Here is a 14,544-nt window from a genome sequence, read left to right as displayed (position 1 = left end):
GTTAAGTAATAGAGGACAAGGATTTGTTGTCTGTAAAAACAGGGAGCCGCACATGCAGCACCATACTTTACGCCCATTGTTGGGGCAGATATTATCCAAAAACAATAATGATCAGCAAGCATTAGCAAAGACATATGCGGCTAGGATCTCAATGGTTGTGCCGCGACGGCTGCTGGTATTAATTGCCTTACTGTTAGCGGCCTTCACCACCATCGTTCATGCAGATGACGATGCTCAATCGGTAAATATCGCCACTGTGACATCAGAGTCGATGACCGATGGTAGTGACACGCTGCGTACCAATAATGAGCAGTCGTTGACTACCCCGACACAGCCTACGACGGCAGTATCAGGCGATGCTATTCAACAATTTGTGGCGGGCGATTTTAGTCAGCGCCAAGCCATGCTAAGTGCTTGGCCAGGATCGGTTGAGAGTTTGGACAATCTGGTCGAGTTGATTGCCAATGATGAGCTGTATCAAGGCAACCGTGGCCAAACGTATTTGCTCAATGCAGAGGATCAACTCTTCACATATCCCGACAAAACCGAAACGTCCGATTGGCCAAGCGATTTGTCCCAAGTCACCTTGACCAATACCTTGCGCTCGGCGCTTATCTTTGGACAAGCCAAGGTAAAGCTCGAATCTGACAAGCCAGCACAGCGCTTGCAGGCTGTGGAGATTTTGGCAGATAACATTGACCAAGTCGATCCAGCCATTATCACAGCCGCTGCCGCAAATGAGGACAATGCCAACGTTCAAAAAGCACTAACGGCTCTACAGGCTCGTATTGATTTCAAAAATGGCGATTTACCCACTCAGATTGAGGCTGTGAACCTACTCGCTGATAGCGATAATCCGCAGGTATTGGTTGATCTTGAATCTGCCCTTGCATCTGACAACTTGGATCCGGCGCTTGAGGCAGCGCTCAGTGATGCCAGAGATAGCGTGGCACGCCGTATTGAGATAAGCACATGGACAGGTCATATTTTCACTGGCATGAGTACCGCCAGCATTTTACTACTCGCGGCACTTGGCCTTGCGATTACTTTTGGCTTGCTTGGCGTGATTAATATGGCGCATGGTGAGCTGATTATGATTGGTGCGTATACCACTTATGTGGTGCAAAACTTATTTCAAGCTTATCTGCCAGATATGGCGGGCTGGTATTTGCTTGCTGCTATTCCCGCTGCATTTTTGGTCAGTGCTGTTATCGGTATGATTATTGAGCGCATTGTCATTCGTCCGCTATATGGTCGTGAACTAGAGACGCTATTGGCAACCTTTGGCGTCAGTCTAATCTTAATGCAATTGGTACGGATGATTTTTGGCGCGCAAAACGTTGAAGTCAGCAATGTGGCGTGGCTCAGCGGTGCCTATCAAGTCTCATCAAGTTTGGTGCTGCCTTACAACCGTATTGCCATCATCGTGTTTACCGTCATTGTCGTGGCGCTACTGGTGTACTTGCTCAATAAAACCCGCTTCGGATTATTTATACGCGCCGTCACTCAAAACCGTCAAATGGCACGTGCCGTCGGTATCCCTTCTGCGCGCATCGATATGATGGCATTTGGTTTGGGTTCTGGGCTGGCTGGCATGGCTGGTTGCGCGCTTGCTCAAGTGGGTAACGTGGGTCCTGATCTGGGTCAGACGTATATTATCGATACCTTTTTGGTCGTCGTCGTTGGCGGGGTCGGACAAGTATGGGGCGCGGTTTTGGCCGCCTTGGGATTGGGTGTCAGTGGTACGGTGCTTGAGATTGGCATTGGCGCGGTATTAGCCAAGATTGTGTTGTTGGTTCTTGTGATTCTGTTCATTCAGAAGCGGCCACAAGGTTTATTTGCCCTCAAAGGCCGCTTTGTCGAATAAGGAGACTCTTATGATACTGACCAAATTACTGTCTGATACAAGGCGTAGCGCCATTTTAATCGGTTTGTGCTTTGCCGTGCTATTGATACTCCCTTGGCTACACTTAATGCCAGAGACGTCACCCTTTCACCTATCCGCCTACTGGATTACCCTGATTGGCAAAATCATGGCATTGGCAATGGTGGCCTTGGCACTGGATCTGGTCTGGGGCTACGCTGGTATTTTGAGCTTGGGGCATGGTTTATATTTTGCGCTGGGTGGTTATGCATTTGGCATGTACTTAACGCGTGAGACTGCTGGCGATGGCTTGCCTGATTTTATGCGCTTTTTGAGCTGGACTGAGATGCCATGGTATTGGGCCGGCACGCAGCATTTTTGGTGGGCGATGGCATTGGTAGTTTTGGTGCCAGGTGTGATTGCCTTTATCTTTGGATTTTTTGCTTTCCGCTCAAAAATCAAAGGTGTTTATTTTTCTATCATCACTCAGGCCATGGTCTATGCCGCCGCCCTGCTATTCTTCCGTAACGAAACAGGCTTTGGTGGCAATAATGGCTTCACGGGCTTTACTACCCTCTTAGGTTATGACATTACTGCTGCCTCAACCCGTTCTATGCTGTGTTTTGTTACCGCCTTGGCATTACTCCTCTCTTACATGGGACTGCGTTATTTGATGAATCAGCCGTACGGGCGAGTGCTAGGCGCAATTCGTGATAGCGAAAACCGCTTGCAGTATTTAGGCTATCGCACGCTGTGGTACAAGCTCTCCGCTTGGGTATTGTCCGCCGTCATTGCTGGTATCGCAGGTGCGCTCTATGTGCCGCAAGTCGGCATTATCAATCCAAGTGAGATGAACCCTGTGAACTCAATTGAGATGGCCGTTTGGGTAGCCACTGGTGGTCGAGGCAGCTTGGTGGGTGCGATTTTGGGAACAGGTGTGGTGAATGCAGTAAAAACCTATTTCACGGTTGCCTATCCTGAGTTTTGGCTATTGATATTGGGCGGGCTGTTCGTTGTAGTCACCTTATTTTTGCCCAATGGCATCATGGGCTTGTTCGATCGCTTCAAAAAGGAGAAACAGTAATGCTAACTGATAAATCAACACCATCTGAGCAGTCGAACCATGAGTATGGGCGTACTCATGGTGGTACGGGTCGCAGCCACCCAAAGCCAGCAGGCGTCGATTTTAGCCATGGCATTGCGCTATATCTAGAAGAGGTGAGCGTTTGGTTTGACTCGTTTCGCGCACTCAACAATCTGTCGCTCTATATTGAGGAAGGTGAGCTGCGCTGTATCATCGGCCCCAATGGCGCGGGTAAAACCACGCTGATGGATGTCATCACTGGTAAAACTCGACCTACCGAAGGCAGTGTGTTTTTTGGTCAAACGCATAATCTTGCCAACCTATCTACCGAAGAAATCGCTGAAGCGGGTATCGGGCGTAAGTTTCAAAAACCCACCGTGTTCGAAAATTTTACGGTAATGGATAATTTGCTACTTGCTGCGCCAAAAGACAAGCGCGTGGTCAAAAGCTTGTTCAACAAACTCGATGCCGATACGCGCGATACCCTCAATTCGACCCTTGAGCAAATCCGCCTGACGGACAAAATCAATAAGCCAGCAGGCTTACTCTCTCATGGTCAAAAACAATGGCTAGAGATTGGTATGCTGTTGATGCAAAGCCCCAAGCTCATTTTGCTTGATGAGCCTGTCGCAGGTATGACCGATGCCGAAACCGAGCATACTGCCGAGCTGTGCCTGCGCCTCAAACAGAACCATACCTTAGTGGTGGTCGAGCATGACATGACTTTTATCGATGCGATTAGTGAAAAAGTCACCGTATTGGCTCAAGGGGCGATATTGGCCGAAGGTACCTTGGCGGAAGTGCAAGCCAATGAAGCGGTGATTGAGTCCTATCTGGGTCGATAGTTGGACAATGACTCAGTACATCATTAGCCCATAAACCGCGAAACTATGCAAATGCGAAACTATGCAAATATTAAAAATCATTGAAAGATTAGGAGACCGTCATGTTACAAGTCAATGGTATCAATCAATATTACGGCGGCAGTCATATTTTACGAGATGTCTCGTTTACAGCGCCTGTAGGCGCGTGCAGTGTGGTACTTGGACGTAATGGCGTGGGCAAAACCACGTTACTCAAATGCCTGATGGGGATATTACCGATCAAATCAGGACAAATTTTGCTCAATGACCAAGACATCAGCAAACTCTCCCCCGAGCAGCGCGTGCGAGCAGGTTTGGCTTATGTGCCGCAAGGACGTGATATCTTTTCGACACTAACGGTAGAAGAAAATATCTTAATTGGTATGGCAAAGTTTTCACGCGCTAAAGCCAAGCAAGTACCCAAGCATTTATATGATATTTTCCCAGTGCTTGATGAGATGAAACATCGCCGCGGTGGTGATTTGTCTGGCGGTCAGCAGCAGCAGCTTGCCATTGCTCGTGCGCTCGCCTCCGAGCCGTCTGTCCTTATTTTGGATGAGCCAACCGAAGGTATTCAGCCGTCTATTATCAAAGATATCGGTCGTGTGCTTCGCGACTTGGCTGACAAAGGGGACATGGCGATTGTACTGGTTGAGCAGTTTTATGAGTTTGCCGAAGAGCTTGCTGACAATTACACCGTGCTCTCGCGTGGCAAGGTCATCTCTCAAGGTGCAGGCGATACGATGGTCGACAACAAGGTACAAGATTTGGTCGCCATTTGATGACTCTTTCTCATACTTAGATAGTCATGCTTGCTCTTTGCCACTGATAATTGTGTCTCTATCTTACGCTGTGCATCATGAGAAACTCTTTATGATCGGTCTAAACCGCTCGCCTCTCTTCTATCATCCATATCTAGGGCATCAAATCAATGCCCTAAATCGTCAATACCGCGTGCTTGCCTTGATAGCAATTGTGTATGACCAGCGCTTGAAATTTGCTATTATAGTCAGCACTTTATTATCGATATTATGACACTCTTATGATGATTCATCCTCAGTACGATCCTGTCGCCTTGGCACTTGGGCCCGTCGAAGTCCACTGGTATGGCCTCATGTATTTATTGGCGTTTGCTGCCGCTTACGGTCTGGCATGGTATCGCAGCACCAAGCGTGAGGGCTGGACAACAGATATGGTCTCAGATCTTGTGTTCTTTGGTGCACTGGGCGTTATCTTGGGTGGCCGTGTCGGTTACGTGTTGTTTTATCAGTTTGGCGAGCTGCTACAAAACCCAGCCTACCTCTTCAAGGTTTGGGAAGGCGGCATGTCATTCCATGGTGGCCTGATTGGTGTCATGCTTGGGATGCTGTACTTTGCTCGCAAATATAAAAAGACTCCGTTTCAAGTGCTCGATTTTATCGTGCCTTGCGTGCCGACGGGCTTATTGTTTGGGCGTATTGGCAACTATATCAATGGCGAGTTATGGGGCCGTGTCTCTGATGGTGGCTACAATTGGCTCACCTACTTTCCCCAAGCGGCTGGCTTTGATATGCAGCAGCTACAAGCCAATCCTGCGCTACAAGAGGTGATGACCGAGGTCAATGGTCAGTATTTATTGCCTCGTCATCCGTCACAGCTGTATGAAGCCTTTGCTGAAGGTCTGCTGTTATTCTTGTTCCTGTGGTGGTACTCATCAAAGCCTCGTCCGCGCATGGCAGTAACTGGTGTTTTTATGCTGGGCTATGGCTTGAGCCGCTTCATCATTGAGTTCTTCCGTCAGCCTGATGTTGACCAAGGGTTTATTTTGTTAGGCTGGGTGACCAAAGGGCAAATATTGAGCACGCCTATGATTATTATTGGTCTGTTTTTAATCGGTTACGCTTACAAGCGCGGCATCTACGATTGGGGTAAGCATGCCGCTTACTAAGGCTATCGCCTTACCGATAAAACGATTAATCACTTGAATAAGAGGGTACGCCTCATAACGCCTACCCTAGCAATACTTTTAACAATGACAGCTTCTATGTGGATTATTAGCCTAATCTGTGGACGCTGTCAGCAGTAATTAAAGAGCACTTTTATGAGCAATGGCACCCAAAGTAACAACGAGCAAGCGTATCTTGATTTGCTGCGCCACGTCTTAGACAATGGCACTGAAAAAGGCGATCGCACGGGTACGGGTACGCTGAGTCATTTTGGCGCGCAGCTGCGTTTTGACTTAGCGGCAGGTTTTCCATTATTGACGACCAAAAAAGTCCACTTTAAGTCCATTGCTTATGAGCTACTATGGTTTTTGAGTGGCAGCACCCATGTTCAATATTTGCAGGACCATGGCGTGCGTATCTGGAATGAGTGGGCGACAGCGGAGCAAACCGCACGTTTCAATCGTCCTGAAGGTGAGCTGGGCCCTGTCTACGGTCATCAATGGCGTAACTATGGTGCAAGTAAAGACGCGGACGGCAGCTACAACGATGATGGTGTCGATCAAATCGCACAGGTCGTTGAGCAAATCAAGACCAACCCCAACTCGCGCCGCTTGATTGTTTCTGGCTGGAATCCAGGAGAGGCAGAGCAAGTGGCACTACCCCCGTGTCATACACTGTTTCAGTTTTTTGTGGCGGATGGTAAGCTCTCTTGCCAGCTGTATCAACGTTCGGCTGATCTTTTCCTAGGTGTGCCCTTTAACATTGCCAGTTATGCGTTATTGACGCATATGGTCGCGCAGGTTTGCGGCCTAGAAGTTGGTGAATTTGTTTGGACAGGTGGTGATTGCCACATTTACCAAAACCACCGCGAGCAGGCTGAGCTACAACTGACACGTTCGCTATATACACCGCCAACATTGACCCTAAACCCAGAGGTGAAAGATATTTTTGCCTTTAAATACGACGATATTAGCGTCAATAACTATGAGTCTCATCCGACCATCAAAGCCAAAGTTGCCGTTTAAAATACGTCTCATGCACGACAATAAATAAGACGGTGAGTTAAAATACAGACGTTTAAAAATATAATAGAAAGGACCCATTATGAGCTATGCCCACACTGAAGTTGCCCAAATCGCCGCCATAAGTAGCAATCGCTGTATCGGTAAAAACAACGAGCTGCCGTGGCATATCTCACAAGACCTGCAGCACTTCAAAAAAATGACCACACGTGACTCGCAAAATACGGCCTCTAGTAGCGATATTCAGGGCATCGTCATTATGGGTCGCAAGACGTTTGAATCCATGGGTAGCAAGCCTTTACCAAAGCGTGTGTGCTTTATCATCTCTACTCAAATGGACTATGCAGAACAGCAAGGACTGGTCGGACATGAATACGCGCATGTGGTGCATAATTTAGATGATGCCCTTACTCATGCCGCAAGTTTGGCACATGGGCTACATCTGGAGACGATCTGGGTGATTGGCGGTGAGCGCGTCTTTAGCGAAGCACTGATGTATACCGACCGCATTGAGCTGACCCACGTAGATACTGATATTACGGATGGCGATGCGTTCTATCCTGAGCTACCAGATCGCTTCAAAGTAGCAGAAGAATCTGAGCAAATGCACGATGAAAAAAGTAATTTGAGCTTCAAATTTACGACCTATAAAGTAGAAAAGACTGACCAATAGTATTTGATTGACTCAAAAAAAAGGTCAGCTTCAGATATGTATATTTATCAAAGCTGACCCTTTTTTATTTACTATCGTTTTAGCGTTACAAATCTACTCGTGTAATACTTTATAAACCGTCTTTGCCAGTACAGGGCCAATCCCTTGTACACCTGCCAACTCTTGCTGTGACGCGCCAAGCAGTTGCTGCATACCACCAAAGTGATTGAGTAAATCGCGGCGGCGCTTTTCACCCAGACCTGGAATGACCTCAAGTACCGATGAGGAGCGGCGCTTATCGCGTTTTTTGCGGTGCGCGGTGATCGCAAAACGATGCGCCTCATCGCGAATATGCATCAGTAAATGTAATGCTTTGCTATCCATGGGCAAATCTAATGGCTCATGATCCAAAAAGTGCAAGACTTCAAGTCCCGCCTTACGCCCTTCCCCTTTGGCAACACCAATGAGCAAGGTATCACCAAGAATGCCCAATTCAACCAGCACTTCTTTCGCCATACTCAGCTGACCCTTACCACCATCGATAAGCAACAAATCAGGCAACGGCTGCTTTTTATACCGCCTTGTCAGCACTTGCTTCATGGCTGCATAGTCATCGCCGCCTTGGATATCATGAATGGCATATTGACGGTAATCACGCCTGCGCGCACCGCCTTGATCAAATACGACGCAGCTACCAATGGTCGCCTCGCCCATGGTATGCGAGATATCAAAACATTCAATGCGATCAATGGTGCGATCAGTCACCTCAGCCAGTACGTCTTTTAGTGCGCCAAAGCGTGCGTGCAATTCTAAATAATCACCAAGCTTAGTCTTTAGCGCATTACTGGTATTGAGTGTTGCCAAATCTAGCCACTCTGAGCGATGCTCACGCACATTGGTTTTGATGACTACTTTGCTGCCAAAATGCGTTGCTAGTGCTTCGCTTACCGCTACCTGATCAGGAATCTCATGACTCAATATAATCTCTGCTGGCAGATCGTCCGTCACCTGAAAATAAAACGAGGTAATAAAATCTGATAGGTTATCTGCTAGCGGCTCGCTACTGTCCACATCAGGGAAATAGTTTTTACCGCCTAACACGCGACCACCGCGCACGGTCAGCACGTTGACGCAAGTCATGCCCGCCTGACTGGCAATGGCAATCACATCTGCCTCACCTTGCACCGTATAGACAGCTTGCCTTGCCTGTACTTCGCGTAGCATCGACAATTGATCACGGTACAATACCGCCTTTTCAAAATCTAACGTTTCGGCAGCGCCTTCCATTTTCTCGATCAGCGTACTATGAATATCACTAGAGTCACCCTTCAAAAAGCGAATGGTGTTATTCACATCTTCTGCATACTCTTCCGGCGATACCAGTCCAACGCAGGGCGCGCGGCAACGCTTAATCTGATACTCCAGACAAGGGCGCTGGCGCTGCTTAAAAAAGGTGTTGGTACATTGGCGCATTTGAAACATTTTTTGCATCAACACCAGCGTTTCTTTTGCTGCATGGGCAGAGGGAAATGGGCCAAAGAAACGACCTTTTTGATGATTGCCTTTGCCGCGTCCATACGCCAAACGTGGATAAGGCTTATCCGCTGAGATAAACACGTATAGATACGACTTATCATCACGTAGCAAGACGTTATAAGGCGGGCGATACTCTTTAATTAAGTTCTGCTCGAGCAACAACGCCTCGGTCTCACTACGCGTGATAATGGTCTCAATATTATGAATCCGTGCCACCAGTGCCCGCGTTTTTGGATGATCGATCGTCTTGGCAAAGTAACTATTCACACGGCTTTTTAGCGACTTGGCTTTACCAACGTATAAAATATCGCCGTTTTTGCCCAGCATCTTATATACCCCTGGCAAATTAGGCAAGTTCTTGATCAGATGCTTAAGACGGGCTTTTTTGTCATCGACAGGATTCAATTCTGAGACAGTAACCATAGAATGTATTGCTCTTAAAAATCTTAGTAATACTGCTAGTTATGGGGCAGGAATCGTGGTTTTGCAAGCTGATTATTGCCTCGATAGCACGCACAAAAAAGCCAGCTTTATGCTGACTTCGTTTGTTCGGTTATATGCTAATCATCAATGGTCTAATGACGGAAGTTTGCCATTAATGCTGGAATACCTGGCAACATACCGACGATAGCCATCACGCCAGTCAGTACCACGAACATAATACCTGGTATGATCCATCGGCTCATTTTAGTCAAATTAGCACTGCGCTCTTTTGAGCCAATCAAGCCCAAATTATCAAGCAATAGCGTGAGCGACCAACCAAAGGCTGGGTTCACTAAGGCAGAAGCAAACACCACAATAGCAGCAGACTGCGTGGTTTTACCTTCGCGCGTCATCTCCATGCCAGCCTCTAAGAGTGGGATGAAAACCCCAACGATCAATGCCACGCACATCACGGGTTGCCAGATGGCCAAATCCATTGGATAGCCCCAAACACCTGCGATAATACAGAACAAGGCCGTCAATAAAGCACCAGCAGGAATCGGACGCCTAGCAATCGCCGCAGGGACAATATACGTTCCCCAAGATGACGCAAAGTTGGCACCGCCTAGCACAGAGCCCACTACCTGACGAAATGAAGCGCTGGTCATCGTGTCATCGATGTTCATGAGCACTTTTTCAGTACGCTTAGGGTAGCTGATTTTTTGGAATACCTGATGACCCAAGAAATCTGGTGACCACATAGCAACTGCCAAGATAGCAAACGGCAATACCACAATGAAGCTTTCAATCGTCGGTAGCCCTAACATCCAACCTGTATTCTCACCCCACCAATACATTGGGTTCATATGCGGTAGACCTGGTGCCGTTTTGAACGCAAAAGGTGCGCCTAGTGTAAAAGCAAGTCCGCCACCTAACACGCAACTGAGCGGAACCGCAAGCCAGCGCTTTTGCCAATGCTCAAGCAATGCATATAGCAGGATAGTCGCTAGAATAATAAAGAAAGCAATGTGCGACATACCAATCCCTTCTGCCCAAGCAAAAAGGTTCTTAACCTGTGACGTCGTACCGATAAACCCTAAGTAAATTAAGAGACCACCGCATACGCCTTTACTGGTTAAATTGGCCAGTAAGCTTCCTCCTTTACTAATAGCAAGCAGCAGGCCAAAAGCCCCAATGAGTAGGCCAAAAGCCATTGGATGCCCACCTGCAGCAACGACAATGGGAATCAATGGAATAAGTGGCCCATGAGTACCAGCGAGGTTGGCTGTCGGTAGCAGAAATCCAGAAAATAAGATAATAAAGAACGAGACAATCAACAGCTCATAACGAACGTTTTCTAAAACAAACGCATCACCTAAGCCGAGTGGTCCTGCAAAGGTTGCTGCAATAGCGCCCACCATGACCACTTTACCGATGGTCGCTGCCATCGCTGGGATAGTATCTTCATACTCAAAACGATAATCACGAAATGGTAAATTGGGACGCCAACGTTTTGGCTGCATGATTTGTAATTCGTGGTTGAGATAGGCATCTCGACTGTCGAAGCTTGAGCTTGGCTTATGCAAATCTATATAACTGCCTTGCAATTCGCTGTCTTGATTGGCTGGGTTTGGTCGCGGCGTATTAGACCCTGAAGATGAGGCCTGAATATTACTCATCACATTTCCTTGTGTTGATTAGGTTTTGATTGAATACTTTTTTGGTTTGGCGTTAGCTAAATGACCAATCGGTCATGATAAGCGGAAAACCATTGTATGTTAAGGCATAAGGAAATGCGAATTTAAGGTGAATTAAAAAGACTACATATATCGTTATAAAAATAAATGAAAGTTTTCATTGGGTACAATAATAAACTTAATAGGAAACTATTGGGAATAAACAGCGCTAATTTGGACATAAAATTAAATTAAAGGCCAATTTTCTTAAGAATAACTGACATCTGAACATTTTTTATCATATATCTAAATACTAAAGATAGTTATATTAAATATTGCTTTGCGATAACTATAAAGACTATGCTTAGTTACGCTTTGAAACTAGCGAGCGCAGTCATTTTTAACTATGATAAATGTCTTTGTCGTTTATCGTCTAATAGCAAGCACTAAGAAACAGCGCTACCAATATCACTGAAAAATCAATAAAAGCAACAGGATAGATTTATGAGTGTGCTACCCAGCAATTTTGAGACTTTGAAGCGTCGAGCCAAGCAAAGTATCATGCCGCTACTGACCCCGCATCTTTTAAAGCTGCGACTCAATACTTACGCGCCCTATATCGGTGCAGGCATCAAAATCGACCACATCAGCCTCGATCAGGGATTGTGCGTGGTCAGCATGGAACTGACCACTCTCAACAAAAATATCGTCGGTACTCAATTCGGTGGTAGTTTATACTCCATGGTAGATCCCTTCTATATGCTCATGCTGATGCATCAACTGGGTAGCAACTATGTGGTCTGGGACAAAAGCTCACATATTGATTTTATCGCGCCCGGTAATAGTAAAGTCACCGCACGAATGAAAATACCTAGCACTGAGGTGATTACCATTCAAGAGTTGGCAAAAGACGGTGAAGCTGTATTTCGGGAATACCAAGTCGATATCGTCGACGACCAGCAAAAGCTCATTGCTACCGTCACCAAAACCTTGTATATCAGACTACGCAAATACAGCAAATCTAAAGAGCAAGCCAGCCGAATTGAAACACCCCATACTGAATAGTTTTTGGCTACTTTACTGGTAAGGCTTTTTGACTAATGACAAGGCATAGTATCTATCAGCTGTGAATATCCAGTTAACACCCAGCAAATTTAAATTGATAAGCGCGCACATACAAAAACCCCAATCTAGCATTCGCATAGACTGGGGTTTTGTCTTTTTTGGTATGGCCCGCTTATTTATAAATAAACCTATGAATAAGGGCTTGTATCTACTATTACCTTATTTGAGTCAATCCTAAAATAATACGATCAACTCAAAACGGCAAACTTGTACTTAGATACCAGGTGCAGTATCAACGGCATCAGGTACACCAGCGTCAGTCTTTTTCTGAGCTGGACGTGGCGCAAGTTTTTCGCGGATACGTGCTGATTTACCAGAACGCTCACGTAAGTAGTACAGTTTCGCACGGCGAACAGCACCGCGGCGTTTCACTTCAATGCTATCGATCAGTGGTGAGTGCAGCTGGAATGCACGCTCAACACCAACGCCGCTTGAGATTTTACGTACGGTAAACGCTGAGTTTAGACCGCGATTACGCTTAGCAATTACAACGCCTTCAAAAGCCTGTAAACGCTCACGCTCACCTTCACGTACTTTTACTTGTACCACAACGGTATCGCCGGGTGCAAAGTTTGGGTGTTCACGCAATTGAGCGTTTTCGATGACCTGAACCAATGGATGCTTGTTGCTCATGAGAGTTATCTCCTCACATTAGATAATAGAGGCTTTACGCATATCACCTGTTTGTAATAATTAATTGTATCTCTTTATAATAAGACACAACGTAAATGGGTTATAACCAACGGCCACTATGCGATGACTCGTTTTATTATTGCTCAAAATTCTATTTGTTAACTGTTTATCAAGCTTAATGACGATAAAGTCAGGTATCAACAACCTACTTTTTATCTGCTTTTGCTAGTGCTTCAAGCCATTTCGCTTGCTCTACCGTCGGAGTAAACGCTTGCCACAAATCCGGACGACGCGTTTGCGTACGACTGACTTGCTGAGCAAAACGCCACTTAGCGATATTGGCATGGTGTCCTGACAGTAACACTTCAGGAACCGCCATACCCGCAAACTCATGCGGCTTGGTATAGTGTGGACAATCAAGCAAGCCATCGACAAACGAGTCCTGCTCTGCTGACTTGTCATCCCCCATGATATCGGGCAAACGACGTATCACACTATCCATCAGCACCATTGCTGGTAGCTCACCACCAGTCAACACATAATCGCCTAATGATACTTCCATATCGACATATTGTGACAGTAGGCGCTCGTCGATGCCTTCATAACGACCGCATAATAAAATCATGCCATCATAATAAGTCATACCGACGACACTACTCTCACTAAGCGTTTGCCCTTGCGGTGACATATAAATCACCGGACAATGCTCACTATCGACACGGCAACCGTATTCCTTGGCACGCAAGCGTGCATCCTCAATGGCTTTTGACAATGGCTCAGCCATCATCACCATCCCAGGACCGCCACCATAAGGGCGCTCATCAATACGGCGATAGTTATCAGTGGTATAATCACGTGGATTAATGCATTCAATCGTAACTTGCTCCTGAGTCACTGCCCGTCCCGTGATTCCAAACTCACGAATCGTGGCAAACATCTCAGGAAAAATACTAATGACGGCAAAATACATCTGATGTCTACTTACATTGAGGCTAAAACAATCGGTGTGACTATTAATAAATTCTGATAATAAATTCTGACTAAAAAGCCAGAAGCGATATCACCAGAGGCAATATTAATAATCACTTGGCCATGCCACAAGTACGGTTTTTTCAGTCGTATCGACTTCTATCACCGTTTGCTTATGCCATGGAATTAGGCGCTCTTCATTATCCAAACTGTCTGAATTGGCTGCCACGCGCATGATGTCATGGGCACCAGTTTCAAACATTTCAGTGATATTGCCTAAATACTCGTTCTGCTCGTTCATCACGCGCATACCGACCAAATCCGACCAATAATATTCGTCTTCAGCTGTTTCCGGCAAGACATTTTGTTCGACCCAAACGGTCACACCGTTCATGGTCTCAGCAACATTGCGATCAGGAATCTGCTCAAATTGAGCCACAAGTCCTGTGCCTTGCTCACGCCAAGCTTTCACAGTCAAAGGTTTCATGCCAGTAGCAGTTTTCATCCACCACGGCTTCATGTCGAATATTGCTGTACGATCATCCGTATCGCTAAATACCCAAAGCCAACCTTTGATGCCATAGGGCTTCTTGAGTTGACCAATTTTCATGAGATCACTAGCGTTTGGAGTGGATGACATAGCAGCTAACCTAACAATGATTACAACAACAATTGCAAAAACAATTGTGTCAAAAGCGATAAACAGTTAATGGCGCACCCTGGTCAGACCAGTTACGCTATGTGTTCTAAAGTCTACTGAATCAGCTTGTAA

The 14,544-nt window shown here is 46.3% G+C and carries 12 protein-coding genes and 1 pseudogene; 8 read left to right on the top strand and 5 right to left on the bottom strand.

The annotated features are described in order from the left end of the window. Nucleotides 1-271 precede the first annotated feature (271 nt). The 7 genes and pseudogenes from urtB (at nt 272) to GYK50_RS01080 (ending at nt 7,431) form a co-directional block, all read left to right on the top strand. Complete coding sequence (urtB, locus tag GYK50_RS01110) at nt 272-1,867, top strand: urea ABC transporter permease subunit UrtB (RefSeq protein ID WP_093070193.1); 1,596 nt, start codon at nt 272-274, stop codon at nt 1,865-1,867. Nucleotides 1,868-1,877: 10 nt separating this feature from the next. Then, nucleotides 1,878-2,948, top strand: coding sequence for an urea ABC transporter permease subunit UrtC (gene urtC, locus GYK50_RS01105; protein ID WP_071002819.1), 1,071 nt, complete (start codon nt 1,878-1,880; stop codon nt 2,946-2,948). An 83-nt stretch (nt 2,949-3,031) separates the two neighbouring features. Beyond that, nucleotides 3,032-3,793, top strand: a pseudogene (gene urtD / locus GYK50_RS01100) (urea ABC transporter ATP-binding protein UrtD); the annotation flags it as partial. A gap of 101 nt (nt 3,794-3,894) precedes the next feature. Further along, a complete protein-coding gene (gene urtE, locus GYK50_RS01095) occupies nt 3,895-4,593 on the top strand; it encodes an urea ABC transporter ATP-binding subunit UrtE (RefSeq protein ID WP_058023522.1) in 699 nt (232 codons plus the stop codon). Between the two features lie 260 nt (nt 4,594-4,853). Then, entirely contained in the window at nt 4,854-5,738 is an 885-nt protein-coding gene (gene lgt / locus GYK50_RS01090) for a prolipoprotein diacylglyceryl transferase (RefSeq protein ID WP_186474957.1), read from the top strand. 153 nt (nt 5,739-5,891) lie between these two features. Then, nucleotides 5,892-6,761, top strand: a complete 870-nt coding sequence (locus tag GYK50_RS01085) for a thymidylate synthase (RefSeq protein WP_212564092.1) — start codon at nt 5,892-5,894, stop codon at nt 6,759-6,761. A 79-nt stretch (nt 6,762-6,840) separates the two neighbouring features. Next, entirely contained in the window at nt 6,841-7,431 is a 591-nt protein-coding gene (locus GYK50_RS01080; RefSeq protein WP_093070169.1) for a dihydrofolate reductase, read from the top strand. 93 nt (nt 7,432-7,524) lie between these two features. On the opposite strand, the gene uvrC is transcribed toward GYK50_RS01080, so the two are convergent. Together uvrC and GYK50_RS01070 are read right to left on the bottom strand one after the other, a co-directional pair. Continuing rightward, nucleotides 7,525-9,369 (bottom strand): excinuclease ABC subunit UvrC, encoded by a 1,845-nt coding sequence (uvrC, locus tag GYK50_RS01075; protein WP_093070166.1) that lies wholly within the window; start codon nt 9,367-9,369, stop codon nt 7,525-7,527. Between the two features lie 152 nt (nt 9,370-9,521). Continuing rightward, nucleotides 9,522-11,048: a DUF3360 family protein gene (locus GYK50_RS01070; protein WP_093070164.1), complete on the bottom strand. Its 1,527-nt coding sequence runs from the start codon at nt 11,046-11,048 to the stop codon at nt 9,522-9,524. A gap of 501 nt (nt 11,049-11,549) precedes the next feature. Between GYK50_RS01070 and GYK50_RS01065 the strand changes: the two genes are divergently transcribed. Continuing rightward, complete coding sequence (locus GYK50_RS01065; RefSeq protein WP_093070162.1) at nt 11,550-12,110, top strand: DUF4442 domain-containing protein; 561 nt, start codon at nt 11,550-11,552, stop codon at nt 12,108-12,110. Between the two features lie 273 nt (nt 12,111-12,383). Here GYK50_RS01065 and rplS read toward each other — a convergent pair whose 3' ends face one another. The 3 genes from rplS to rimM form a co-directional block, all read right to left on the bottom strand. After that, nucleotides 12,384-12,803 (bottom strand): 50S ribosomal protein L19, encoded by a 420-nt coding sequence (gene rplS / locus GYK50_RS01060; protein WP_058023515.1) that lies wholly within the window; start codon nt 12,801-12,803, stop codon nt 12,384-12,386. 205 nt (nt 12,804-13,008) lie between these two features. After that, nucleotides 13,009-13,773, bottom strand: a complete 765-nt coding sequence (gene trmD, locus GYK50_RS01055; RefSeq protein WP_093070159.1) for a tRNA (guanosine(37)-N1)-methyltransferase TrmD — start codon at nt 13,771-13,773, stop codon at nt 13,009-13,011. Nucleotides 13,774-13,878: 105 nt separating this feature from the next. Then, entirely contained in the window at nt 13,879-14,412 is a 534-nt protein-coding gene (gene rimM, locus GYK50_RS01050; RefSeq protein WP_058023513.1) for a ribosome maturation factor RimM, read from the bottom strand. Nucleotides 14,413-14,544 lie beyond the last annotated feature (132 nt).

Source organism: Psychrobacter pacificensis (assembly GCF_018336615.1).
GTDB classification, from domain to species: domain Bacteria; phylum Pseudomonadota; class Gammaproteobacteria; order Pseudomonadales; family Moraxellaceae; genus Psychrobacter; species Psychrobacter pacificensis.
This window is presented reverse-complemented; position numbering and strand designations above follow the sequence as displayed.